Here is a 24,176-nt window from a genome sequence, read left to right on the forward strand (position 1 = left end):
AGGGTGGGCGACATTGTCCGCCTGACTGCCGTGCACAAGACCTACGGCCGTGGTGACAATCGGGTGCAGGCGCTTGACGGGGTGGACGTCGACTTCGAGGCGGGCACCTTCACCGCCGTCATGGGCCCCTCGGGTTCGGGCAAGTCGACGCTGCTGCAGTGTGCGGCGGGCCTCGACCGAGTCGACGCGGGCCAGGTCCTGCTCGACGGCGCGCCGCTGCACGAGCTCTCCGAGCGTTCCCTGACCGAGCTGCGCCGCGAGCACATGGGCTTCATCTTCCAGTCCTTCAACCTGATCCCGGCGCTGACGGCCCGACAGAACGTCGAGCTGCCGCTGCGGTTGGCCGAGCGCGTTGGGCCGTCAGGCCGGCAATGGCACGAACGGCGGGCGATCAAAACGCCCCATTTATGGGTAAGTTGACGAACTCGAAGCGAGGGTCTGCATCATGAACTTCACGGTGGACAGCAGTTCGCCGGTGCGCGGGTGGCGGGCGGTGAGGTCCATCGCGGAGAACGCGCCGTCGTGGATGCGCAGGGCGAGGCGGCCCTGGTGGAGGATGTCGAGCACGTCGAGGATGTGGCCGGTGCCGCGCACGAGGCGGAACATCTCGGAGATGTGCACGGTGTCGCCCGGCCACGCGTACGCCGGCAGCTCGCCGAACTTCGCCCGCCGGAGGGGGTGGAGGCGGCTGGAGGTGCCCGGGGCCTCCTCGAAGACGACCGGGTCCTCGATGCCGGCCTCGTCCAGGACGAGGTTCTGCCGGGCCGTGGACTGCTGGTCGGTCGAGACCCGCTTGTAGATCAGGTTCGCCACCGAGGGCCCCTTCCTGACGGAGGATCGGTCCCCATCTGTCACCAAACCCTGTCAGCAATCGCCATCGGATTCGATTGGATCGACGCCGCCCCGGCGTCCCGGAATGTCCGGATTCATTGGACACGCCGCCTGCCTGTCGTCAAACGATCGTTTGACGACAGGCCCACACGATGAGTGCCGGCAGGCTCAGAGGCCACGGGAGGCCCTCGAGTCGTGGCTGGAGGTCCTGCGGGATGCGGAGGCGCGCGTGGCCGCGGCGCGGGAGGGAGAAGGCGAGGACGGCCCGCGAGGAGGTGCTGTCCGCGCTGGCGGAGGTCGGCGAGAATGTGCCGTCCGGGCCAGCAGCGGGGAGGCTGACACGATCACGCAGAGCCCTGATGCAGCCGAAACGGAGCTCTGACGCTGTCGCAGTTCCTCCCGATAGCTTCTTGATGGCTTCCCGACAGCATCAAGCTCCGGCGTCGTCGCGGCGGCGCCGTACCGTCGTGGCCGAGCGGGAGGGCTGGGCCCGCATGTGGTCGCGGACCCGCGCCATGATCTCGGCCAGCTGCGGCAGGTCGTCGCCGGTCAGCGAATCGAAGAGCAGGCGGCGGGCCAGTTCCACGTACGGGGGCAGGACCTGGTCCAGCAGCGCGCGGCCGGCGTCGGTGAGGGTGACGGCGGTCGCGCGGTCGTCGTCCGGGTCCGGGCCGCGGGTGATCAGCCCGGCCTTCTCCAGCAGCCCGGCCTGATACGTGATCCCGCTGCGGCTGTAGACCATGCCGTCCGCCATCTGGGTCATGGTCTGCGTCCCGCCCGCGTCGCGCAGCCGGACCAGGAGCTGGAACTGCACGAAACTGACGCCGGCGATCTCCCGCAACTGCTGCTCGAGCCGGTACTGGAGCAGGTTGACCGACTCTGTGAGCGCGATCAGCGTCTTCAGCTCGGCCGGGTTCAGTGGCTCGTCGCCATCGGGCCGGGCTTCGGGGTCGGGACGGCTCTCGGTCATCCGGCGAGCATAGCGCTTCGAATTCAAAGCATCTCTATGGCATAGGTCACTTCCGCGTCCCCTTTTGCTTAGAACTCGAAGCAATCTACGGTGGGACTTGCTTCGAGTTCTAAGCAAATCTCGGAACTCCCAGCGCCCTGAGCCCTTCGACCGGGAGAACAGCCATGGCCACGCCATTCCACGTCCAGTCCAGCACCGAGACTCTCCGCGACGGCTTCCCCTACTTCCCGCACCACGAGTCGGTATCGGCGCTGTGGGAGCAGAAGTGGCGCGGGCCGTGCGCCGCCGAGGTCTACCCGTTCGAGGACGGGCGGCTGGCGGACTTCGAGCCGATCTTCGCCGAACTGATCGCGGTCTCCGGCGACGACCCGGCCTTCCTGTCCCGCCAGGACGACTACGCCCGGCCGTTCCTCCCGGTCGGCGACCGCCTCGCCGACGAGGCGCGGGCAGCGGCGGAGCAGGGCGAGACCGACCGGGCGCGGGAGTTGTTCCTGCGCGCGGCGGCCGTCTACCGGACCGCGCGGTTCCCCGTGGTCCGCTCGCCGCTGGGCCAGGAGGCGTGGGAGAAGGGCAAGGCCGCCTACGAGCAGGGCGGCCGATTGATGGAATCGCCGGTCGTGCCCGTCGCCATCCCGTTCAAGCACGCCGACTTCGCCGCCGGCGACTACGACACCGACATCCCCGCCTACCTTCGCGTGCCCCACGGACCGCGGCCCGATGCCGGGTGGCCCGTGGTGCTGTTCATCTGCGGTCTGGACGGCTACCGGACCGACCAGACGCCGCGCGTCCAGGCGCTCATCGACCACGGCTTCGCGACGCTGGCCTTCGAGATCCCCGGCACCGGGGACTGCCCCGCGGCGCCGAGCGACCCGGCCTCCGCCGACCGCCTGATGAGCAGCATCCTCGACTGGGTCGCCGACAGTGCCCTCGAGTCCGGCTTCGACCCCGCCGCGATCCTCGCCTGGGGGGTCAGCACCGGCGGGTACTACGCGCAGCGCGTCGCGCACACCCACGCCGACCGGCTGTCCGCGGCGGTGGCACAGGGCGGCGGGGGCCACCGCATGTTCGATGCCGAATGGATCGGCGCGCAGAACCAGATGGAGTACCCCTTCGATCTGGCCGAGGCGCTGGCCTACAAGTTCGGCTATCGCGACGCCGACCCGGCGGCGGCGGTGGCCGCCTACACTGCCGACGCCCACCGGTTCAGCCTCGTCGACTCCGGCGTGCTGGACTCGCGGGCCTGCCGGCTGCTGGTCATCAACGGGACGGAGGACTCGATCTTCCCGATCGAGGACAGCCTCCTCGCCGCTACCCGCGGCGACGCCACGCATACGGACCTGGTCGTGCGAGGCGGGCTCGCACACATGGGAGAACCCGGTGCCGGGCCGATCGCCTTCGCGTGGCTCGATCAGGCGCTCGCGTCCCGGTCCTGAGACGACGGCAGCCACGTTCCCCACGCGGTGATCGCCCTGACGGGCACGCACGATCTGACACCACTTGGCTTGATGTTCAAGGTTATCAAGCTGAGCCGGTGGCCGGCCGGTCCGAAGACCAGCCGGCCACCGTCATACCCACGGCAGCGCACGGCCCGCACCGCCGCACCGCTCGGGTCAGAGCTCGGGTCAGACAGCGCCCTGGTGATGCCTGGTTTCCGACAACTTCTGGACAAGGATTGGAACATGACCCTCATCGCCATCGAAGAGCACTGGCTCACCCCCGATCTGACCGCCGCCCTCAAAGCTGTGCCGCGCCCGGACGAAAGCCTCGTCCTCAACGAGATGGGCGATAACCTTCGGCACCTGGAAGACCTGGGCGCCGGGCGGATCGCCGCCATGGACGCCCAGGGGATCGACGTGTCGGTTCTCGCTCTGACGCCTCCCGGCACCCAGCCCTTGCCCCCGGAGCAGGCCGTGCGGCTCAGCCGTGCCGTGAACGACCTGGCCGCCGCGGCTGTGGCCGGCCACCCGAGGCGGTTCCGCGCGCTGTCGACGTTGCCCCTGTCCTCACCGGAGCACGTCGCCGACGAGCTCGCCCGGGCCGCGGGAGCCGGGCATGTCGGCACCATGGTCTACGGCCGCTCCGGCGACCGCTTCCTGGACGACCCGGCGTACGAGGACTTCTTCGCCGCCGCGGCGGAGCTGGGACAGCCGGTGTTCATCCACCCGCAGATCCCCTCCGACGCGCTGCGTGACGCCTCCTACCGCGGCTTCGACGCCATGACCGATCTGGCGCTGGCCACGTTCGGCTGGGGCTGGCACATGGACGCCGGCACCGCGGCGCTGCGCCTGATCCTGCGCGGCACGTTCGACCGGCACCCGAAGCTTCAGGTGGTGCTCGGGCACTGGGGCGAGATGCTGCTGTTCTGGCTGGACCGGGCCAACAGCCTGTCTCGCATCGCCGGCCTCCAGCGTTCGGTGTCGGACTACATCCGGTCGAACTTCTACATCACCGCCTCCGGCATGCTGAACCCGGCGCTGTTGCGGCACGCCCTGACGGTCACCACTGTCGACCGGCTGATCTTCTCGACTGACTACCCGTTCCAGCACCCGACCCACGACGACATCACCGCCTTCGTCGGACACTTCACCTCGGAGGAGGACCGGCGGAAGTTCAGCTGCGGCAACGCGGCGGCGCTTTACGGCATCGAGCTCTGATCACCTCAGGCAAGGTCCGCGGCAGGCAAAGACCGTGACAGCCTGAGCTTGTTGTTTAACCTTGGAGGTCACCTGACCTGCTGATCTGTGGTTCTTCGCGAGACAGCAGATGCGGCCGCCCCTCACGCTTCGAGATGTCGAGTAACGAAGCTGAAGGAATGGCCGCTGGTGACGAGTTTCCCTGTGCATCTGCCTGTCGTCGAGCAGTGGGGCGTGTTGTCCCGCTTTCGGATGGACTCCTACGAGTGCCTGTACACGCACGGGGACGTGCTCTTCGAGCTCACCGACGCGCTGCTGTGCACGGACGGGCCGGTCAAGACGCTGGTGGACCTGTCGCTGGCGGCCGAGCACCGGCGTGGGCACGGTGCGATGTACGCCGCGCTGGACCGGGGCTGGCTCGAGCCCGCCCGGCTGCGCCGCGCGCTGGCCGCCCTTCCGATCCCCCGCCTCGCTGACGGGCGCATCGCCCTGGCCGTCGATGTCTCGCACTGGCTCCGCCCCGACGCTCCCACCAGCGATGACCGCCTGTTCTGCCATGTCTGCGGCCGCGGCCGCAGCGCCGACCAGCTGATCCCTGGCTGGCCCTACTCCTTCGTCGCCGCCTTGGAGACCGGTCGCACCTCCTGGACCGCGCTGCTGGACGCGGTCCGGCTGGGACCGGCCGACGACGCCACCGCGGTGACCGCCGACCAACTTCGCGAGGTCACCGGCCGCCTGATCGCGGCCGGGCACTGGCAGTTGGGCGACCCGGACATCCTGCTCGTCATGGACGCCGGCTATGACGTCACGCGCCCGGCCCACCTCTTGTCCGACCTGCCTGTCGAGCTGATCGGCCGGCTGCGTTCGGACCGGGTCATGCTCCGCGATGCGGGCAAGCCCCGCTCCACGCCCAAGGGCGGACGCCCACGCAAGCACGGCACCGCCTTCACCTTCGCCAAACCCGAGTCCTGGCACGAGCCCGACGCCACCATCTGCACCGAGACCACCCGCTATGGCAAGGCCGAGGCGAAGGCGTGGGACCGGATGCACCAGCGACTGCAAAAGCGCGGGCCCTGGCTCGACCACGAAGGCGAAATCCCCATCACCCACGGCACGTTGGTCCGCCTCAAGGTCGATCACCTGCCCGGCGAACGCGAAGCGAAGCCGCTGTGGCTATGGTTCTCCGCCACCGGCATCGATACCGTCCACCTGGACCGGATCTGGCGCACCTTCCTGCGCAGATTCGACCTTGAACACACCTTCCACCTACTCAAGGGCACCCTCGGCTGGACGGCGCCGCACTTCCGCGCACCGGACACCGCTGACCCGTGGACCTGGCTGGTCATCGTCGCCCACACCCAGCTCCGCCTGGCTCGCCCGCTCGCCGCCGACCTGCGTCGCCCCTGGGAACGCCCAATGACAGCAGCGAAGTTGACCCCGGCGCGGGTCCGCCGAGGGTTCTGCAACATCCGCGCGAAGGTCCTCACTCCGGCCCGCGTGCCGAAACCCTCCCGACCTGGCCCGGGACGGCCGCCGGGTTCGAAGAACCGAAACCCGGCACCCCGCCACGACGTCGGCAAGACCGTCAAACGCGAACCCACGCTCCAGGCCCACCTCGCCGCGCGAGGTTAAACGTCAAGCTCAGGCCGCGCGGAGGCAAAAGGGATGTCCGGCGGGGCTGGCGTACACGCGGCTGCCGGTGCCGGTGTCCGAGCCGGGCTCCTCCGTGGGGCGCAGGCGGGTGGCGCCGGCGTCGGTGGCGGCGCGGTCTGCGGCCGCGAGGTCTTCGACGGCGAAGTCGAGGTGCGTCTGCTGGGGGGCGCCGTCCGGCCAGCCCGGGGCGGTGTGGCCAGGGGCGGACGGCCTCCTCCGCCGCCGCCAGGGCGCCCGGGGTGTCCCCGGCCCGCTGCTGGGCGAGGTTGCCGAGGGCCCGGGCGAGCTGCGGCCGGTGGACCGCGGGGTTGACCTCCGCCAGGCGACGCAGCAGCCCGACGGCCTCCTCGATGGCCCGCACCGCGTTCGGCCGGTCGCCGGCGTCCGCCCGGCGGCGGCCGAGGTTGTTGAGCTAGGCGGCCAGCGCAGGGCCAGCCGCGGCCGGCCGTCGCGCCACTGCTCCAGCTGCCGCAGTTCCCCGGCCCGGCCGGTGAAGGCGACCACGGCGAAGCGGGCGTCGAGCATCCGGCTGGGCAACTCCGCCAGCCGGTCGGGGTCCTCCCGGCCGGCGGGGCGGTAATTCTCCAGCAGGTAGAGGGGCAGGCCGTCGCCGAAGACGTGGAGGTCGGCGCCGATCACCCCGTAGCCGTAGCCGGCGACGACCGTGATTCTCTGCTCGACGGCGGCCTGCCCGCTCCGGATCCGTTCACCGGGGTTCCCGCCGCCGGACGGTTCCGGGTCGGCGGCGGGGGTCATGAGGCTTCGTGGCCGGGGATCACGAGGCGTTGCCGGCCGGCGTCATGAGTCGTCGCCGGCGGGCGCGGCCTCGTGCACGACGACGTTGCCGTGGACGACGGCGTTGACGCGGCTGTTGTCCCGGGCCTCCACGTTCTGGACCACCGTCGGCAGCGCCTGGGCCTGGGCGGCCCGGCTCTGCTCCACCCAGGTGGTCAGCTCCGCGATCGCCTCGGGGTGGCGGCGCAGGAGTTCCGCCAGCTGGTACCGCCACAACGGCTCCAGGCTCTGGCGCGCCGCGTCGATGTCCTCGGCCCGCTGCACCAGCTCCGCGCCGGAGGTCAACTGCGCCTCGACGGCCGTCTCCTGGCCCTGACCGCCGCGCCGGAACAGCCGTACGAACCCCGTCCGGGCCGCCTCCCAGCCGTCGGTGAACATCGCGCCCACCACGGTCGCCGCTCCTGCCGCGGCCAGCTCCGAAATCTCCTCCAGCACGGTTCCCCCCTGCGCTCGGTCGTCCGCCGTATGGCCGCAACACGACTCTCCCACAAGCGAGTTGCTGTTGCCACGGTACCGCTCCGAGCAGCTCCGACCAGGCCCGCTCGTAGGCGCGGCGGAGCGCGTTGACGTGCACCCCGTGGCGCAGCCGGGGTTCCGCGAGCAGCAGTTGGGGCAGGTGGCGGAGCCGGTCGAGGGCGGTGCGGGAGAGGGCACGTGTCCGGCCGTGATCGATGGGTCCGGGTGAGGCCTTGATCCACCGGCTCGGCCTTGTCCGGCGGGACCGGCCAGGCCTTCACCGGCGCCCGGGAAGGAGTCACAATCGTCGAATGACGTTCGAGCGTGATTGGGCGAGCAAGAGCGCGGAAGCCAACCGTCGGTTCGTGGGCAAGGCCGTGGTGATCGCACGGGAGGTCGAGGTCGTGCTCGGCCACGAGTCGATGACCTATCCGAGGAACGCGGTGGAGCGGGCGCGGGACGCGCTCGCCGACCGGTTGTTCGCGATCCTGGCCGCGGCGCGCGAGGCCAGCACGACCTACTACACCGTCGACCGCCTGCCGGTGGCGATCCTGTCCGACGAGTACGGTGACGACTGGGTCGACCCGGTCGCCGACGCCGTCGGTACGCTGGCGGCCACGATGGCGCGCGCGGCCACCGTGCTCACCGGCACGACGAGCGGCGATCTCACCGACCCTTCGACAGGACCGTGGGCCAGCGGCGTACTCGACGACGTACGACAGGCCGCCGGCAAGATCATCCGCCTGGCGGCGGGCCACGTCGCGGGCCAGGACGGCCAGCCCGAAGCGCCTTGCGACGGAACGGGCCCGGGGTGACGGGCGGGTGGACGGGAGCGTCCTGCCCGCTCCACCGCCCCGACGCCCTGTTCGCGCTCCTCGCCCCCTTCCTCCGGGCCGATCTGCCGAAGTGACCTGGCCGGGAGCCGGAGGAGCACGAGGTGTACGGTTCGGGCCGCGCCCGGCAGCCGACGGCCCCGGGCTCAGGACCGCAGGACCGCCCGGAAACCCGCGCGCCCGCCCCCGCCTCCGGAGCAGACTGCATCCGGGCCCGGCCTACGGGCGCGCCCGGTGCCGAACGCACCACCCCCATCAGGAGGTTGACCACCATGGATCCGGTCCTCGAATGCGCCTGGCGCGACGATCACGGCTGGTGGTGGCTGCAGGTCCAACGCAGCGGCGACGGATGGGAGTTGGAGGCCGGATCGCCCCACTGCAGCGAGACGATCCCCTTCGCCGACCCCGACGAGGTCCGCCGGCTCGCCCGGACCCTGCTCGCCCTCCCCGCCGAACCGGAGCCCTACGAGGCCGAATGGGAGCTCAGCGGGCCCGAGATCGGCGTCGCCGGCCGGCGGCAACCCACCGGCGCGACCCTCCACGTCGGCCTGAGCCGCCAGGAAGGCCACCGCCCGTACCTGGCCTACCAGTCCTACTACACCACCTCCCTGGGCCCCGCACTCGGGCTGGAGGTGTTCTGCGAGAACGCACCGCTCGCCGACCTGCGGCCCCAGGCCCAGGCCCTCCTCACCCTCCTCCAGGACAGCTGACCGCCGCCCCCTCGCCCCCCGCGGAGCCGGACGAGGACCGCACCGAGGTGACACCCGCACCGGACCTGCACCTTCGTCGTCACCACCGGCGGCCCGCCACGGCCCTCGGACCCGGAACTCGTCCGCGTCAGGGAGAGCCTCGGCCAGGACTCCAGTGCGACTTCGCGATCCATCCGGTCGAGAGGTCGCCGACCGTGGCCACCGGGGACGCGTCGGTACGACTCACCGTGCCGGGCCGCCGGCCGCCGGCCGGCACTCACCGAATCGAGCGGCTGGCGGAGGGGACGACGGGCTCGGGAGCGGCGGGGCCGTGTTCAGCTCCAGTGGCCCGCGGCGGCGGCCTCGGTGGCGAAGGACTCGAAGGAGCGGGCCGGGCGGCCGAGGGCGCGTTCCACGCCGTCGGAGACGTCCTCGCCGTGGCCGTCGCGGATGTTCACCAGCAGGCCGGTGAGCACGGCGGCGACGGCGGGCGGCGTGCCGAGGGAGACCAGCTGGGCGGTGAAGTCCTCGGGGGTGAGGTCGAGGTGGCGGACGGTGCGGCCGGTGGCGGCGGTGATCACGTCGGCGGCCTCACCGAGGCTGATCGCCCGGGGGCCGGTGAGCCGGTAGGTGCGGCCGCTGTGGCCGTCCTCGGTGAGGGCCGCGGCGGCGACCTCGGCGATGTCCTCGGCGTCGATGAAGGCGACGCGGCCGTCCCCGGTGGGCAGGGCGAGGGTGCCGGAGCGCACGCCCTCCCGCCAGAAGGACTCGGTGAAGTTCTGGGCGAACCACTCGGGCTGCAGGACGGTCCAGTCGACGCCGCTTCCGCGCACGGCCCGCTCGGCGGCCTTGAGCGGGTGGCCGTCCTCGGCCCGGTCCACGCCGTGGGCGGAGAGCAGCACCAGGCGCTGCACGCCGGCGGCGACCGCCGCGTCGACCAGGCGCGGGGTGCGGGACTGCCCGCCGGGCTCCAGGAGGTAGAGGGCGCTGACGCCGTCGAGCGCGGGCGCCCAGGTGGTGGGGTCGTCCAGGTCGAGGCGGACGTCGGCGCCGGTGCGGGCGGCGGTACGGACCGGCAGGCCCCGGTCGGTCAGGCGGCGGGCGATGCGGCGGCCGGTCGTGCCGGTGCCGCCGAGGATGAGGATGTTCTTCGTCATGCCCCCAGACAACCCCGACGGAACCGGATGCTCCATGGGTGATCGTCGGCGATCCCTTTGTCATCGTCCAGCCCGGGGCCACGGTCCGGCCCTGGCCGTCGTCTAGCCTGGACGGCATGGACGTGCTGAGTGACCTGCTGCACCGGGCCCGGGCCAGCAGCGTGCTGGTCCGGCAGATGATCCAGCGCCCGCCGTGGTCGATGACCTTCGCGGACAACCCCATGCTCACCGTCGTGGCAGCCCTCGACGGCCGGGCCTCGGTCCGCCTGGACGACGATCCGCGGGCCGCTCCGGTGCACCTCGCCGCCGGGGACATCGCGCTGATCAGCGGCACCCGCCGCTACACCATCGCCGACGCCCCCACCACCCCGCCCCAGGTCGTGATCCGCACCAACGGCACACCCGCCTTCGAACCCATCGGGCCGTGCCGGCAGAGCCTCGCCCCGCGCACCTACGGCGACGGACTGCCCGGCGCCACCACCCTGCTCCGCGGCGCCTACGACCTGCGTGGCGACGTCGGCGAACGCCTGCTCGCCCTGCTCCCGCCGCTGGCCGTCGTCCCCGCCGGCCCCCGCACCCGGGCCGCCCTGGACCTGCTCGCCACCGAGACCGCCCAGGAGGAACCCGGCCAGGACGCCGTCCTCAACCGCCTCCTGGACCTCGTCCTGGTACTCGCCCTGCGCGCCTGGTGCGCCCGCCCGCAGGCCACCGAACTCCCCTCCTGGTACGCGGCGTTGACCACCCCGGCGGTCGGCGACGCGCTGCGCCTGCTGCACGGGGACCCGGCCCGCCGCTGGACGGTCGCCGACCTGGCCGCCCGGGTCGGCCAGTCCCGGGCCGCCTTCGCCGCCCACTTCACCACCGCCGTCGGCGAACCCCCGCTCGGCTACCTGACCTCCTGGCGGATGGTCCTCGCGGCGGACCTGCTGCGCGACACCGACGACACCGTCGCCGCCGTCGCCCGCGCGGTCGGCTACTCCGACGCCTTCGCCTTCAGCACGGCCTTCAAACGGGCCCGCGGCCACAGCCCCTCGGACTGGCGGCGGCAGGCCGCCGAGCGCTCCGAAACGCCGCCGGTACCGGCGCCGGCGGAAGCGGGCGTCAGGTCGCCGTCCCCGGAGGCGGACGCTTCGTAGGTGCCCTTCCGATTGGTGCCGACCGTCCCGTCATCGACCCCGCCCCAGCACACGACACCGGCCCCGCCGTCGCCACCGGCGGCCGATGAAGGCGCAGTGGATGTCCTCGCCTTCGAGGTCGACGGTGTCCCACTGCGGCCGTCCCCAGGGGTGCGGGAGGCGATGTCGAGCAGGTCGGCGGTCATCTGCCGGGCGTGCGTGGGTAGTTCGTTGAAGGTCCTGGCCACGCGCGGGGACAGACGGACGGGCCACGTGCAGTCGCCCACCGGGTGTCTCCGGTGGGTTCGGACAAGGTCATCATCAACGGCGCCGGCGTGCCGCTGGCCGACTCCGACGTCGCCGCGGACGGCTACGACCTCAGCAAGATCGTGACGGTGGACGACGGCGCGTTCAACGCCCTGCCCGGACACCCGCGCCGACATGGGCGTCCCCGGCGCCTACCTCGCCACCGCCTCCGCCACCGTCCTGCCCGACGGCACCGTCGTCACCGGCCAGGCCGGCACCGATCCGTCCATCTACGTCATGGTGGGCGGCAGCGCCCTGCCGATCTCCGGTGCCGAATGGACGGCCGACGGGTACGACAAGCAGTCGCTCATGGGCGTGCCCGAAGCGTGGCTGGGCAAGGCCACGGCCAAGCCCGTCCCCAACGGCACCGTCGTCAGGGACGTCGCAGGCACCGACACGACCGTGTACGTCATGGCCGGCGGCACCGCCGTCCCGCTCACCTACGCCGACTTCACCGGTATGGGCTACGACAAGCAGTCCCTGCTGGGTGTCCCCGGCACCTGGCTGGGCAAGGCCGCCGCCGGGGCCCCGGCGAACGGCACCCTGCTGCTGTCTCCCGACAGCCCGACCGTCTGGCAGGTCGTCGGCGGCGGCAAGAAGGCCCTGACGGCCGCCGACTTCGGCCCCGGCAAGTACAGCTTCTCCGATGTCGTCAAGGTGCCCACCGCCCTGACGTCCAAGCTCCCCACGGTCTGACCTGGACCGTCGGCGGTAGCGGTACGTCGATGGCCTCGTTGCCCGGGGAGTCCGGGGAACGAGGCCATCGACGTTGCCGGGCCCCGGGGCCGCCGGCCGGCGCCCGGCACCGGGTTCGTACCGTCACCGGCTCACCGGTCGGGTGCCGCTTCGGGTCCGCCGGAGGGTCGGTCAGCTCCCGGCGAGCCAGCGCGTGACGACGTCACCGAACCGGGCCGCGTCGTCCAGCCAGGGGTGGTGCCCGGCCCCGGGCTGCACGACGAGCCGCACCCAGCCGGGCGCGAACAGCTCGCCGAGCTGCGTCGCGAGCACCGGGCTGGGACTGAAGTCGAGCTCCCCGACCAGGATCAGGACCGGGATCTCAAGGCCCGCGATCGCCGCCCTCGTCGCATCGGGGTCGAACGCGCCCTCGGCGTAGTGCGCCGCGCGGGCCGCGCGGTTGAGCTGCCTGGCATGCCCGCCATGGTGCTCCCGCGCGGTCTCGTCCCACCGGCCGTACCAGAACGGGCCCGCCAGCACGGCGTCCTCGTCGGACCCCACATCCGTCCAGTCCCTGCGGAACGGGCCGATCGCCTCGTCGTACCAGGGCTCGTCCCTCCGCAGCGAGGTCGCCGCCTCACGGCTGCCCTCGTCGATCCTGATCCCGACGGCCCGCATCCCCGGCGTGATCAGCGCGAGGCTGGCGACGCGCTCGGGGTGGCGCTGCAGGTAGAGGACGCCGAGATTCGCCCCGGCCGAGTGGGTGAACAGGTCGACCTTCTCCAGCCCGAGGTGCACGCGCAGGGCCTCGACGTCCTCGACGACACGGTCGCAGCGGTAGCTCCCGACCTCGGCGGGCTCGGGCGAATCGCCGGTGCCGCGGTGGTCGAGCAGGACCAGCTGCCGGTGGGCGGACAGCCCGCCGAAGTCGCCGAGGTACTCCGAGGCGCGCATCGCGCCGCCGGGCAGGCAGATCAGCGGCTCGCCCTCACCGATGAGGTGGTAGGCCAGTTCGGTGCCGTCGTAGGAGGAGAAAGTTGGCATGCTGCGAGCTTTCCACCCGGTTGTTGATCTTCGCAAGGCCCTCCCGGCCATGCTGATCACGGTGGTGCCACGGAAGGCGCGCCGGAACACGGTCAGGCGTCATCGTGAGGGCCCCGAAGCGCGTCAAGGGCACCGACGGTACCGACCCGGTCCGCTCCGCCCGTGCGGGGCCGACCGGACCCAACTCCCGAGCATGGCAGTCTGGTTGGAAGCACATCGGGCGAGGTTCGGTCGTGCTCGGCACAGTACAGGAGGAGAAGGCGATGCGTCGACGGAGGAAGACCGCGGCCGCCGTGGCCCTGGCAGGCACCGCTCTGATCGGTTGTCAGCCGTCCGCAGCCGCTACGGACAGGACGGCGGCGGGCGGCCACGACCCGCTCGCCCGGTTCCAGCGGCAGCACGTCACCTGGCACAGCTGCCGGACCGGCCCGGACGACACGGCCGGCAAGGAACTGGACGACGCGAACGCCCAGTGCACCGAAGTCACCGTGCCGTTGGACTACGGCCACCCGGACGGACGGACCGTCAAGGTCGCGATGTCCCGGCTGAAGGCCACCGATCCGGGCCGCCGGCGGGGAACGCTCCTGTGGAACCCCGGCGGCCCCGGAGTCCCCGCGATGAACCTCGTGCTGATGGTCGGGAAGGCCGAACCCACCGTCGCGGCCCGCTACGACCTGATCGGGATGGACCCCCGGTTCGTCGGGCGCAGCACCCCCCTGAACTGCGGGTGGCCCACCACCGGCATCGGTTCCGCCGGGCCCGACCGGAGCACCTTCGACAAGGGCGTGGCGCTGGCCAAGGATCTGGCGTCGCGCTGCGCCGGTCACCGGGATGTGCTGCCCTACGCGTCCACCCGCAACACGGCGCGGGACATGGACGTGGTCAGGGCAGCCCTCGGCGAGTCGAGACTGTCCTATCTCGGCTCGTCCTACGGCACCTACCTGGGCGAGGTCTACCTGCAGCTGTTCCCGCGCCGCGTTGACCGGGCCGTCCTCGACAGCGCCTTGAACCCCGATCTCTACGGCCCCGACCTGACAGCCACTCAGGGGCCGGCCGTGACGGCGGCCCTGGAGAACTGGGCGGCGTGGGCGGCCCGGCACCACGACAGCTATCACCTGGGCGCCACCACCGCCCAGGTCCTGGCCACGGTGGACCGGATCAACCGGAGCGCCGACCGCGGCCCGCTGCGCGTGGGCAGCCACCAGGTCGGCAGCCGGGTGCTGCCCCAGCTCCTGTGGAACGTCACCGCCGGGGACAGCGATGAGCTGTACGCCGCCTACGCGGACGACGTCCGGGACCTCAGCGACGCCGCCCGAGGGATCGATGTCCGACCCAATGACCGCCTGGAGGGTGTCCTGACCGGACTCTCGGCTCCGGATACGGACGGTTCGGCCGGTGTCGCGACGGCGATCCAGTGTGCGGACCGGGCCGCGTCGTCCGGTGACCCTGAGGTCTACTACCGGGACATCCAGGCCCACCGCGCCGACGAGCCGCTGTTCGGACCACTGACCCGCAACATCACCCCCTGCTCGTTCTGGCCGACCACCCCGGCGGAACCCGCTACGAAGGTCCACAACGACGTCCCGGTCCTGATGGTGGGCGCCACCGGCGACCCGGCGGCGGTCTACCCGGGCCAGCAGGTCGCGCACCGGACCTTGACCGGCTCCCGCCTGGTCACGCTGCGCGGAGCCTTCCGCCACACCGTCTACGCAGGTCTCTTCGCCCCGCAGAACACCTGCATCGACGACACCGTCAACCGCTACCTGGTCGACGGCGAACTGCCCGGCACGGACACCACCTGCCCGGTCACGCCGTCGCCCAGCGGGGGCTGAATCGGTGCCGTAGGCGATGGCGAGGATGTCCGTCGCCTCGAACCGGGCCGGAATCGGATCGCGCGGCGCAGGCGAAAGGGCGCCCCGCACGCGGATCCGTGCGGGGCGCCCGCGCGCGAGCCGAAGGTCAGGCGGGGCGGATGTGCTCCGCCTGCGGACCCTTCTGGCCCTGCACGATGTCGAAGCTCACCTTCTGGCCCTCCTGGAGCTCACGGAAGCCCTGGGAGTCGATGTTCGAGTAGTGGGCGAACACGTCGGGGCCGCCGCCGTCCTGCTCGATGAATCCGAAGCCCTTCTCGGCGTTGAACCACTTCACGGTGCCGGTAGCCATGCGCTTCTCCTTCATGGGAAATGGTCGGGCCCCACTGGTGTGGGCCCGGAGGTGATCGCCCTGGTCCGGAGAGACGTCGAACAGCAAGAACGCCCACGGCATGTCACCGCGGGCGAGAACTTCGGAACCACGACTGCTTGATCAAAACGTTACACCGCGGGGGCTCGGGCAGCCACGGAAGCGAGCCGGACACGCAGTGCCGTGAAATCGTCGCCACGCCCAGGGGCCGGAGGGCCTGGTCCGCACCCCGACGACCCGGGGCCCGTGCGGTCGCCCTCCTCCGACCGGGGTTCCGGTGTCGGTCGTTGCGCTTGAGGGCGCCCTTGACCCGGTCGGCGGCGTCGTGGACGGCGTCCTGTGGACGGCGCGGGTGTCAAGCGGCGGGTAGCAGGTCGGCGCGGCCGAACAGCAGGGCGTAACCGCGCGGCAGCTGGGCGAGGAGGCGGTCGGTGGCCTCGGGGCCGGCGAGGTCGGCCAGGGCTGTGAGCACGCAGGAGGCGCCCCACCGGGCGCCCGTGCGGGAGGTGTCGAGACTGCGGGCGACGGTGTCGACGAAGGCCGGGGCGGTGAGCGGTTCGGTCCGGGGGGCGGGGGCGACGAGGGCGGCACGGGCCCGGTCGGGCAGGATCGCGGCGAGCTCGCAGCGTTCGGTACCGGTGAGCTGGGAGCCGAGTACGCCGAGGACGGTGTCCAGGACGTGTCCGGCTTCCTCGTCGGTGGGGTAGCTGCCGAGGGTGCGGACGTCCTGGAGCAGGCTGTGCCGGGTCATCGCTGATGGCCTTCCGGGGCGGGCCGACGCGCGGAGGGCGTCGGTGGGGTCGGGTCTCACGGTCGCCGGCCGAGGAACGGGCCGGCCGAGCGGAGGGGCCGTCGCCAGGTGGCGGCCGGTGCTTTGTGCAGCCGGTCTCGCCTCTGCCCGCACTGCTCGCGGGCAGAGGCGGCGCACGGCGCCCAGGGGGTGTCCCACGCGCCGCCGGCTCTGCCCCGACCTCCGGCTACCCCCTCGCGCCGACTTCATGCACCACCGGTCCGGGCGGCCCTTCCGCCGCTCCCGTCGATGGCCGGTTCAACGCTCGCCGAGCAACCGCACGACCTCACTCGGGTCACGAGTGCCGCTCGCCTGCCGGACGCACACCGCCGCAGCCCAGTGCGGCACTTCGGAGTCGGGGTAGTACGCGTAGTGGTGGCGGCCGTCGCACCACTCCCAGTACCGGCCGCTGCCGATGAACGTCAGCCCTCCCGACTCACGCGGCGCCCTCGGCCCGTCCAAGGAGAAGGCGATCCTCAGCTCCGACTCCGAGCAGAGCGGACAGCGCACCCGGCCTTCCAGCCGTCGGGAGGCGAACTCGTTGGCGCGTGCTCTCCACTTCGGTGTGTCCGCCGGCGGGACAGGGGTCCAAACGTCGTTCATCAGAGGTGTCCCTCGGTCCGGTCCTGCGAGCGGGTCCTGCACCGTGCGCGGCGCATGTCCTAACATCACCCCATGTTCCTCTCCCGTGACTAGGGCCCCGAACAGCGGCCGCACCCAGGCGGTGCGGTCGCCCTTCGGAGTCCCTGTTCACCCCGGCGCACCGTGTGCGTCGACCTTCCGAGGAACCTCCATGTCTTCGCCCTGTGCGTCCTATGCGTCCTATGCGACGGTCCTGCGCACCCCCGGTGCGGTCCGGGTCTTCGCCGCGGCCCTGGTCGGCCGTCTCTCCTACGGCACGGCCCCGTTCTCCCTGGTGCTCGCCGTCAGCGGCACCACCGGCGCCTACCCGCGGGCCGGCTGGGTGATGGCCCTGTTCGCCACCTCCAGCGTGCTGCTCTCCCCCGTCCGGGCCGGGCTGGTCGACCGCCACGGCCCGCGCCGGGCGCTGCCGCCGATGGCGGTCGGGTACGCGCTGGTCCTGCTCGGCCTGGCCGCCGCCACCTGGCGGCCCGGCACCCCGTACCCCGTGCTGCTCTCCCTCGCCGTCGCGGCCGGCGTGTTCGCGCCACCGCTCGGACCGGTCACCCGGGCCCGGTGGAGTGCCCTGCTGACCGACCCGGACCTCCGCCGACGGGCCTACAGCCTGGACACCGTGGCCGAGGAACTCCTGTACGTCACAGGCCCGTTGCTGGCCGGCCTGATCGCCGCGGCGGCCCGCCCGGCCCTCGGGCTGGTGCTCAGCGCCGTCCTCGTCCTCACCGGGACGCTCGCCCTGGCGGCCTCGGTGCACGGCGAGCCGGGCCCCGCCCGCGGCGGCTCCGCCACGGACCGTACGCGCCCTTGGCGGCTGCTGGCCCGTACCCGCCAGCCGCTCACCGCCGCCGCGGGCATCGGCGCCGGGCTCGGCGCGTTCAACCTGCTGACGGTGGTCTTCGCGGGACGGCACGGGCAGGCGGCGGACGCCGCATGGGTGGAGGCGGCGCTGGCCACCGGCAGCGCCGTCGGGGGTCTCGTCCTCGGTGCGGTCGACTGGCGGGCCCCGGCCGGCGCCCGCCTCACCGTCCTCACGGCTGTCCTCGGTGGCGCGCTGGCGCTGGCCGCCCTCGCCCCGACGCTCCCGCTCCTGGCGGTCGTCGCCGCCCTGGCGGGTCTGGCCGTGTCACCGACCCTCGCCACGGCCTACCTGCTCACCGACGAGCTCGCCGGGCCCGAGCAGCGCACCCGGGCCGGTGCCTGGGTCAACGCGGCCTTCAACGGCGGTGGTTCGGCGGGCACCGCACTGGTCGGCGTCCTCACCGACCGCCTCCCGCTGTCCCTGTGCCTCCTCCTCACCGCCACCCCGGTCCTCGCCGCCCTCGCCGCCGCCCGGCAGCAGGACAGCGGCCGGATCCGCGACCGCGCCCGGACCGGGGCCGGGGAGCCTGCTGCCTGAGAGCCGGGAAACCGCCTGCGCCCACACCCCCGTCAGCCGCACTCTCTCCCGCCGGCCCGCTCCGGCCCGTCTCCCAGCGGGCCCGCGGCCAGCCGGGCCGACCCCTGTTGGACGGGGCCGGACGCCGGCGGGGAGGGGGCGCACGGCCGCTGCTACGAAGGGCGGCGGTGATGCGGTCAGCGCTCCCCGACGCGGTGGCCAGGGTGTCGCAGCCGAGGCTGCCCGCCCCGAGACCCCTCCTGAGGCCCGTCCACGCCCATCGCAAAAAGAAGCACGGTTCTGCTAACGTTCCGTCATAAGCAAAATGATGATTCTCTTTGTGGGGGTGCAGTGCCTCGGCTCACCGACGCGCGCAAGGAACTCCGGCGTACTCAGATCGCCGAGGCCGCCGTGCGCTGCTTCAGCCGCAACGGCCTGGAGCGGACCTCGATCGCCGACATCACCGCCGAGTCGGGCCTGTCGACCGGCTCGATCTACGCGCACTACCGCAACAAGGCCGACCTGGTCCGCGCCACCGCCCGCCAGACGCTCGCCAAGCGCGGCGACGTCATCGGCGCGTACGCGGCCGGCGACGCCCCGCCCGACCCCGACGAGCTGCTCGACCGCCTGATCGCCGCGATCGACCCCGCCGAGGCCCGGGTCGGTGTGCAGACCTGGGGTGAGGCGACCACCGACCCGGCCGTCCACGACATCGTCGTCGACGCGACCGACCGGATGCGCGCGATGCTGCACGACTGCGTCACGGCCTGGCTCGTGAAGGTCGAGCACCAGGAACCGGCCCGGGCTCGGGAGCACGCCGCACCGATCGCCCACCGGGTCATGGCGCTCTACCAGGCCGAACTGCTCTACACCGCCTTGCGGACACCGTCCGAGGAGACACCGTCCGAGAAGGCACCGACCCAGAATGCACCGACCGAGGAGACAGCGACATGACCACCGCGACCGCTTCGTTCGCCGCCCGCACCGTATTCCGGGTCGGCTACGGCGCATTACAGCTCCAGCGCCTGCACAACCGCCGCGACGAGGCCGTCGCCCTGCTGCGCCGCGCGGTCGAGCTGGGCGTCGACCACGTGGACACCGCCGAGTTCTACGGCTTCGGATTCGCCAACGACGTGATCCGCGAGGCGCTGCGCCCCGAGGACGACGTCCTGGTCGTCACCAAGGTGGGGGCCGACCCCGACCCCGGCGGGCCACTGCCGCTGCGTCTGGCCCAGCGGCCCGAGCAGCTGCGCGCCAGTGTCGAGGACAACCTGCGCAGCCTCGGCGTCGACCGGCTCGCGGTCGTCAACCTGCGCCGCCTGGACACCGGCCCGGGACTGCGTCCCGAGGGTGACCAGGTCGTCGACCTCGACGACCAGCTCGCGGTGATGACCGCCCTGCGCGACGAGGGCAAGATCGGCGCGATCGGCCTGAGCAGCGTCACCCTCGACGGCCTGCGCCGTGCCCTGCCCGCCGGCATCGTCTGCGTCCAGAACGCCTACAGCCTCGTCTCCCGCGACGACGAGGACATGCTGCGACTGTGCACGGCCGAGGGCATCGCCTGGGTGCCGTTCTTCCCCCTCGGCGGAGCCTTCCCCGGCCTGCCCAAGGCGACCGACGACCCGGCGGTGCACGCCGTGGCCGCGTCGCTGGGCGTCACACCCTCCCAGGTCGGCCTCGCCTGGCTGCTGCACCACGCCCCGAACGTGCTGCTCATCCCCGGCACCGCGAACGTCGCCCACCTGGAGGCGAACATCGCGGTCAGCGAGCTCACCCTCGACGCCGCGACCCTCGCCACCCTCGACGGCATCGAGTCCCGCTCCAACGAAGGCCCCATCGGCTGACCGGAACCCACCGACCGGAACCGACGCGGCCCGCACCGCTACCCCGCCGCACGCCGGACGACCTGACGAACTGTCAGAGCGCTCCGGGGAACCCACTCCACCCAGCTCCCAGGACGGATCCATGAAGGCCATCATCTACCGCGACAACGGCGGCCCCGACGTGCTCCGGTACGTCGACCGCGACCGGCCCGAGCCCGGACCCGGCGAGGTCCGGGTCCGGGTCGCCGTGTCCGGGGTCAACCCGACCGACTGGCAGGCGCGTTCCGGCATCGGCCACCCCAAGCACTTCCCCGAGGTCACCCCGCACCTCGACGGCGCCGGCACGATCGACGCCGTCGGTGAGGGCGTCGACCAGGGCCGGGTCGGTCAGCGGGTCTGGCTGTTCATGGCCGCCGCCGGGCGGCCGACCGGCACCGCCGCCGAGTTCACCGTCGTGCCCGCCGACCAGGCCGTCCCACTGCCCGACGACGTCGGCTTCGAGGTCGGTGCCGCACTCGGCGTCCCCGCGCTGACCGCGCACCGCGCGCTCACCGTCGCCGAGGACGGACCGCGCCGGCTCGGGCCCGGAGCCCTGGACGGGAAGGTGGTACTCGCCGCGGGCGGGGCCGGAGCCGTCGGACACGCGGTGATCCAACTCGCCCGATGGGCCGGCGCCACCGTGATCAGCACGGTCAGCGGTCCGGAGAAGGCCCGGCTGGCCACCGCCGCCGGAGCCCACCACGTGATCAACTATCGCGAGGGCGACCCGGCAGCCGCGATCCGCGCGACGGCGCCGGACGGCGTCGACATCATCGCCGAGGTGGCACTCGGCGCGAACCTCGCCGTGGACCTCGCCGTGCTGCGAACGCGCGGCACGATCTCGACCTACGCCAACGACGGCGGTAAGCCGGTCGAACTGGACGTACTCCAGAACATGGTGCTCAACGCGCGGTTCCAGTTCCTGGTCCTCTTCCTGGCCGGTCCGGAAGCACGCGCCGCGGCCGCCCAGGACGTCGCCGCCGCGGTGCGCGACGGCGCACTGCCGGTCGGCGAGGGGCACGGCCTGCCGCTGCTCCGTTTTCCCCTGGAGCACACCGCCGACGCCCACCGGGCGGTCGAGAGCGGCGTGGTCGGCAAGGTCCTGGTGGACATCACGGCCTGACCTCAGCCGACCCACGCCCTACCCGGCCACCCCGGCCACCCCGGCCACCCCGGCCACCCCGGCCACCCCGGCCGCTCGCCCTCGCCGCCCGTCACCCGCTACCGTCGGACCAGCGCACCCACCGCCACGGCGGGGCCGACGAGGAGGACCAGGTGACCACCCAGCCCGACCACCAGGACGCGGCCCCGGCCAGGCCGGTCACCCTGCACGAGCTGCGCACCGCCCTCAGCAGGTACGGCCTGCCCGGCGACCGTGAGGCCTTCGAACGGGACCTGGCCGCCGCTCTCGACGCCTCCCCGATCGGCGACTTCGCCGCGGTCGCCGAGGTCGCCGCCACCTACCGCCACCGCCTGACCCTGCGCACGGACGAACAGGCGATGGCATCGCTGGCCTCCCCGATCGGCGGCCAGCGGTGGACCCCGGCCGCCGACGTCTTCGCCCGAGTGCGCGCCGCCGGCGGCGACCGGTGACCGACCGGCCCACCGAACCGCGCGAGCCACTGCACGTCTTCCTCTCCGACGCCGCCGAGCAGGCCCTCCTCCAGCTGCGCCCCGACGAGCTGGACGCCGTGGAGAAGCTGGTCGAGCGTCTGGCGGCCTTCCCTCGGCTCGGCATCCCGGTGCCCGGCGGCACCGATCCGGAGGTCGACGACTACACCGCCCGCACCGACCCGGCCGCCGACTCCGGCGACCGGATCAGCGTCGTGTACCGGTACCACAAGGCCATGTCGTCCGTGTTCGTGACGTGGATCATCGCGGGCCCCTGACCCGCGCCGGCCTCCCCCGACAGCCCCCCAGCAGCCGGCCGCCCTGACCGGTACCGCATGGCCCGGACCGCCGGCCCGGCGTCGCCACCCGAAATCAGACCACTGCGGCAGGTGTTCAATGACCCCGTCACACCTGCCGAGCCGTAAGGACACCACCGTGGGCCGCAAGAAGCCGGGCAAGCCGCGCCGGGAGCGCACCGCCGCCGAGTACACCCTCCAGCAGCTCCAGCCGCCCGGCTACGACCGGTGGATGACGCCGGCCCCCGACCTCGACCCCGAGCGGGCCGCCGCCGACTCAACGCTCTCCGCGCAGGCCATCGGCCTGATGCGCCGTCTGGTCCGGCTGCGCGCCGTCTACGGACCGAGGATCCCGGTGCAGGCCGTATGGCTGGACGTGGCCATCGACGGCGGAGCCCTGCGGCTGCGCCGCACGGACGGCAGCGTCGGGAACGTGCCCGCCGGCGAGCTCGCGGCCGTGCTCGGCGGCGCGACCGGGGCGGCGGACGTACGGGGCGCGGTCCACGAGCTGCACGCCAACGGCATGCTGCTGGTCGAGCCGGACGGCGAGGACGACACCGTGCTGCGCGTGGTCGTCGGCAAGCCCGCCCGGCCCGGTGACCCGTGGCTGTTCGGCGGCGACCTCGCCGGCGACCTGGTGCCCAGGACGTGCGTCCCCGGCGACCCGCAGACCTTGGGGGCCGACAAGTTCGCCGCACTCGGCTACCTGCGGTCCCACCTGGCCGAGGGCACCGTCGGCACCGCCGAGGAGTACGCGACGTTCGAGGGCGTCGGCTCCGTCGAACGTGCCCGGGAGCTCTTCGACGCCGTCGCGGACCTGGTCGACGTCCACGGCTGCCCGGCCTGCCCCACCGCGCACCTGTGCACCCGCGACCCCGACGCGCAGCCGGCCTGATCCGCCCCGGTGGCCACAAGCCCGTGGGCTGGGGTGCAGCAGTGTCGATCCGCTTTACGGCCGTAAAACGGCGGCCCGGCCCGGCTGCGTCAGGGGAACGTTCTCGCCCAGGCCGTCGAAGGCGTCCCGCCACGGAGCGCGGACGGTGTCGGCGAGGACCCTGGTGGGGGAAGTCGTGGTCGGAGTGCGAGAGGAGTGGGAAGCGCTGAGGGGGCGGACGGGCGTTGAGTTGGACTTCGCATCGGGAAGCGTCCGTTGCGAGAGCTGGTCCGGTGACCTCCGCATTCGAGCCATGGGCCCGATGCCGTGATCTGGGCGAGGCCGTCGCCATCGCCTTCATCGGCCGGCCGGTCACCCCCAGTTTCGGCGACCGAACCTACGGGGTACCCACTGGCAACGAGCCGCACCGCCTTTCCGACGGTGCCGTCGTCGTCCTCACCGTCGCCGCCGAGGCGGACCGTACCTGCCGGATCCTGGTGGGCCCGCTCGTACCGGACGAGACCGTCGATGCCCCTGTCACCGAGAAGGCCGACCCGGCCCTTGATGCCGCCGTCAACTGGCTTGCCAGCCAAGGCCCCTGTCGGAGCTCTTGAATCCAGATGGCAGGGGTGCCGACTCGTCGGACGCAGTGCGAGCGAACTGGTGCGCGGTGCAGGGCACTTGTGACCGTCGGCGCAGGAAGCATTGCGCTTACGGGAGGTGGCCGCGCCGGTGGAGGGCCGGGAGAAGTCCTGCTTCCCTGTGTGGCAGCCGCTGCGGCCACCAGGATCCCCGACAGCGTCAAGCTCAGTCCAGGACGACCTCGACGCCGCCCTCCCCGAGGATTTCCAGGACCGTGTCGAAGTAGGACTCGTCCAATTCGCCGGCGAGGGCGCGGTCGGCGAAGGCTTCGCGGGCGACGTCCGCGCAGTGCCAGATCAGGGTGAACGGAGGGAGGACCGCCGGACCTCCACCGAGGCGGTCGCTGAGCCAGAACAGGCCCTTCCCGAGCTCCCGCCCGGGCCCGAGGACAGCCTCGCCGATGGCCAGGTACAGGCCCGGCACATCGGTGACGAAGCGGCCGTCGAGGTGGTACTCGCCGCCGGAGCGGCCGACCCCCGGTCCGTAGGGACCGGTGCTCGTCAGGCGCAGCCACTCGTAACGGCCTGCGGTGGTGAGCGGCGCCCAGAGGTTGCGTTCGGTCGGCTCGCCCTCGTACCAGGTCGCGTGGACCTCGCGGGCCTCCGGAACCGGGCGGGCGTCGCCGAGGTCCGCGAGCGTGAGGTCCAGCAGGGCTCCGCCCAGGACGGAGGGCCGCACGTCGGTGATGTCGACGTCCACACCGAGCTGGTACATGACCCGGCCGTCGCGGTCCAGCGCGGCCAGCCGCA

At 72.6% G+C, this 24,176-nt stretch carries 26 protein-coding genes and 1 pseudogene; 17 read left to right on the top strand and 10 right to left on the bottom strand.

The genetic code is table 11. From position 1 onward, the window contains the following. Positions 1–3 precede the first annotated feature (3 nt). A complete protein-coding gene (locus tag ABTZ03_RS30035; RefSeq protein ID WP_502894628.1) occupies positions 4–420 on the top strand; it encodes an ABC transporter ATP-binding protein in 417 nt (138 codons plus the stop codon). Here the strand turns inward: ABTZ03_RS30035 and ABTZ03_RS30040 are convergent. Both ABTZ03_RS30040 and ABTZ03_RS30045 read right to left on the bottom strand, forming a co-directional pair. Beyond that, on the bottom strand, positions 406–813 hold the full coding sequence (locus ABTZ03_RS30040) for a recombinase family protein (protein WP_502894629.1): 408 nt from the start codon (positions 811–813) through the stop codon (positions 406–408). The genes ABTZ03_RS30035 and ABTZ03_RS30040 overlap by 15 nt on opposite strands. 448 nt (positions 814–1,261) lie before the next feature. After that, positions 1,262–1,801, bottom strand: coding sequence for a MarR family winged helix-turn-helix transcriptional regulator (locus tag ABTZ03_RS30045; RefSeq protein ID WP_350516258.1), 540 nt, complete (start codon positions 1,799–1,801; stop codon positions 1,262–1,264). Between the two features lie 164 nt (positions 1,802–1,965). On the opposite strand from ABTZ03_RS30045, the gene ABTZ03_RS30050 reads away from it, so the two are divergent. The 3 genes from ABTZ03_RS30050 to ABTZ03_RS30060 all read left to right on the top strand — a co-directional run bounded on the left by ABTZ03_RS30050 (position 1,966) and on the right by ABTZ03_RS30060 (position 6,066). After that, positions 1,966–3,234, top strand: coding sequence for an alpha/beta hydrolase family protein (locus tag ABTZ03_RS30050; RefSeq protein ID WP_350516259.1), 1,269 nt, complete (start codon positions 1,966–1,968; stop codon positions 3,232–3,234). 246 nt (positions 3,235–3,480) lie between these two features. Then, a complete protein-coding gene (locus tag ABTZ03_RS30055) occupies positions 3,481–4,455 on the top strand; it encodes an amidohydrolase family protein (protein WP_350516260.1) in 975 nt (324 codons plus the stop codon). A gap of 168 nt (positions 4,456–4,623) precedes the next feature. After that, on the top strand, positions 4,624–6,066 hold the full coding sequence (locus ABTZ03_RS30060) for an NF041680 family putative transposase (RefSeq protein ID WP_502894630.1): 1,443 nt from the start codon (positions 4,624–4,626) through the stop codon (positions 6,064–6,066). 9 nt (positions 6,067–6,075) lie between these two features. Here ABTZ03_RS30060 and ABTZ03_RS30065 read toward each other — a convergent pair. Next, positions 6,076–6,294 (bottom strand): annotated as a pseudogene (locus ABTZ03_RS30065) (VOC family protein); the annotation flags it as partial. A 591-nt stretch (positions 6,295–6,885) separates the two neighbouring features. Beyond that, a complete protein-coding gene (locus ABTZ03_RS30070) occupies positions 6,886–7,317 on the bottom strand; it encodes a hypothetical protein (RefSeq protein WP_350516261.1) in 432 nt (143 codons plus the stop codon). Between the two features lie 332 nt (positions 7,318–7,649). On the opposite strand from ABTZ03_RS30070, the gene ABTZ03_RS30075 reads away from it, so the two are divergent. After that, a complete protein-coding gene (locus tag ABTZ03_RS30075) occupies positions 7,650–8,153 on the top strand; it encodes a hypothetical protein (protein ID WP_350516262.1) in 504 nt (167 codons plus the stop codon). A gap of 290 nt (positions 8,154–8,443) precedes the next feature. After that, positions 8,444–8,881: a hypothetical protein gene (locus ABTZ03_RS30080; RefSeq protein ID WP_350516263.1), complete on the top strand. Its 438-nt coding sequence runs from the start codon at positions 8,444–8,446 to the stop codon at positions 8,879–8,881. A gap of 314 nt (positions 8,882–9,195) precedes the next feature. Here the strand turns inward: ABTZ03_RS30080 and ABTZ03_RS30085 are convergent, their stop codons facing one another. Continuing rightward, the gene (locus tag ABTZ03_RS30085) at positions 9,196–10,017 is read right to left on the bottom strand and encodes an SDR family oxidoreductase (RefSeq protein ID WP_350516264.1); all 822 of its coding nucleotides are present in this window, start codon (positions 10,015–10,017) and stop codon (positions 9,196–9,198) included. Positions 10,018–10,133: 116 nt separating this feature from the next. On the opposite strand from ABTZ03_RS30085, the gene ABTZ03_RS30090 reads away from it, so the two are divergent. Further along, positions 10,134–11,153: a cupin domain-containing protein gene (locus ABTZ03_RS30090; protein WP_350516265.1), complete on the top strand. Its 1,020-nt coding sequence runs from the start codon at positions 10,134–10,136 to the stop codon at positions 11,151–11,153. Positions 11,154–11,573: 420 nt separating this feature from the next. After that, positions 11,574–12,134: a hypothetical protein gene (locus tag ABTZ03_RS30095; RefSeq protein WP_350516266.1), complete on the top strand. Its 561-nt coding sequence runs from the start codon at positions 11,574–11,576 to the stop codon at positions 12,132–12,134. A 171-nt stretch (positions 12,135–12,305) separates the two neighbouring features. On the opposite strand, the gene ABTZ03_RS30100 is transcribed toward ABTZ03_RS30095, so the two are convergent. Continuing rightward, on the bottom strand, positions 12,306–13,157 hold the full coding sequence (locus ABTZ03_RS30100; RefSeq protein WP_350516267.1) for an alpha/beta fold hydrolase: 852 nt from the start codon (positions 13,155–13,157) through the stop codon (positions 12,306–12,308). 263 nt (positions 13,158–13,420) lie between these two features. On the opposite strand from ABTZ03_RS30100, the gene ABTZ03_RS30105 reads away from it, so the two are divergent. Then, entirely contained in the window at positions 13,421–14,989 is a 1,569-nt protein-coding gene (locus tag ABTZ03_RS30105) for an alpha/beta hydrolase (RefSeq protein WP_350516268.1), read from the top strand. Positions 14,990–15,116: 127 nt separating this feature from the next. Here ABTZ03_RS30105 and ABTZ03_RS30110 read toward each other — a convergent pair whose 3' ends face one another. From ABTZ03_RS30110 to ABTZ03_RS30120, 3 genes are all read right to left on the bottom strand, one after another. Continuing rightward, positions 15,117–15,320 carry a cold-shock protein gene (locus ABTZ03_RS30110; RefSeq protein ID WP_350516269.1) on the bottom strand — a complete coding sequence of 68 codons (204 nt, stop codon included), beginning with the start codon at positions 15,318–15,320 and terminating at the stop codon, positions 15,117–15,119. Between the two features lie 373 nt (positions 15,321–15,693). Continuing rightward, entirely contained in the window at positions 15,694–16,089 is a 396-nt protein-coding gene (locus ABTZ03_RS30115) for a DUF2267 domain-containing protein (protein ID WP_350516270.1), read from the bottom strand. Between the two features lie 297 nt (positions 16,090–16,386). After that, positions 16,387–16,731 carry a hypothetical protein gene (locus ABTZ03_RS30120; RefSeq protein WP_350516271.1) on the bottom strand — a complete coding sequence of 115 codons (345 nt, stop codon included), beginning with the start codon at positions 16,729–16,731 and terminating at the stop codon, positions 16,387–16,389. A 190-nt stretch (positions 16,732–16,921) separates the two neighbouring features. Between ABTZ03_RS30120 and ABTZ03_RS30125 the strand changes: the two genes are divergently transcribed. The 8 genes from ABTZ03_RS30125 to ABTZ03_RS30160 all read left to right on the top strand — a co-directional run bounded on the left by ABTZ03_RS30125 (position 16,922) and on the right by ABTZ03_RS30160 (position 23,399). Then, positions 16,922–18,163, top strand: a complete 1,242-nt coding sequence (locus tag ABTZ03_RS30125; protein ID WP_350516272.1) for an MFS transporter — start codon at positions 16,922–16,924, stop codon at positions 18,161–18,163. A 330-nt stretch (positions 18,164–18,493) separates the two neighbouring features. Further along, entirely contained in the window at positions 18,494–19,096 is a 603-nt protein-coding gene (locus ABTZ03_RS30130) for a TetR/AcrR family transcriptional regulator (RefSeq protein ID WP_350516273.1), read from the top strand. Beyond that, positions 19,093–19,986 carry an aldo/keto reductase gene (locus ABTZ03_RS30135; RefSeq protein ID WP_350516274.1) on the top strand — a complete coding sequence of 298 codons (894 nt, stop codon included), beginning with the start codon at positions 19,093–19,095 and terminating at the stop codon, positions 19,984–19,986. The genes ABTZ03_RS30130 and ABTZ03_RS30135 overlap by 4 nt, the downstream gene beginning before the upstream one ends. Positions 19,987–20,107: 121 nt before the next feature. Further along, positions 20,108–21,127 (top strand): NADPH:quinone reductase, encoded by a 1,020-nt coding sequence (locus ABTZ03_RS30140; RefSeq protein WP_350516275.1) that lies wholly within the window; start codon positions 20,108–20,110, stop codon positions 21,125–21,127. A 152-nt stretch (positions 21,128–21,279) separates the two neighbouring features. Continuing rightward, positions 21,280–21,597, top strand: coding sequence for a hypothetical protein (locus tag ABTZ03_RS30145; RefSeq protein ID WP_350516276.1), 318 nt, complete (start codon positions 21,280–21,282; stop codon positions 21,595–21,597). Beyond that, positions 21,594–21,893, top strand: a complete 300-nt coding sequence (locus tag ABTZ03_RS30150; protein WP_350516277.1) for a hypothetical protein — start codon at positions 21,594–21,596, stop codon at positions 21,891–21,893. Before ABTZ03_RS30145 ends, ABTZ03_RS30150 begins: the two co-directional genes overlap by 4 nt. 118 nt (positions 21,894–22,011) lie before the next feature. After that, complete coding sequence (locus ABTZ03_RS30155; RefSeq protein WP_350516278.1) at positions 22,012–22,806, top strand: hypothetical protein; 795 nt, start codon at positions 22,012–22,014, stop codon at positions 22,804–22,806. Between the two features lie 272 nt (positions 22,807–23,078). Continuing rightward, positions 23,079–23,399 carry a hypothetical protein gene (locus ABTZ03_RS30160; protein WP_350516279.1) on the top strand — a complete coding sequence of 107 codons (321 nt, stop codon included), beginning with the start codon at positions 23,079–23,081 and terminating at the stop codon, positions 23,397–23,399. Between the two features lie 193 nt (positions 23,400–23,592). Here ABTZ03_RS30160 and ABTZ03_RS30165 read toward each other — a convergent pair. Continuing rightward, positions 23,593–24,176: barstar family protein (locus ABTZ03_RS30165; protein ID WP_502894633.1), on the bottom strand; the 584-nt coding region annotated here is incomplete at its 5' end.

Origin of the sequence: Kitasatospora sp. NPDC096077 (genome assembly GCF_040303245.1) — a bacterium.
GTDB lineage: Bacteria > Actinomycetota > Actinomycetes > Streptomycetales > Streptomycetaceae > Kitasatospora.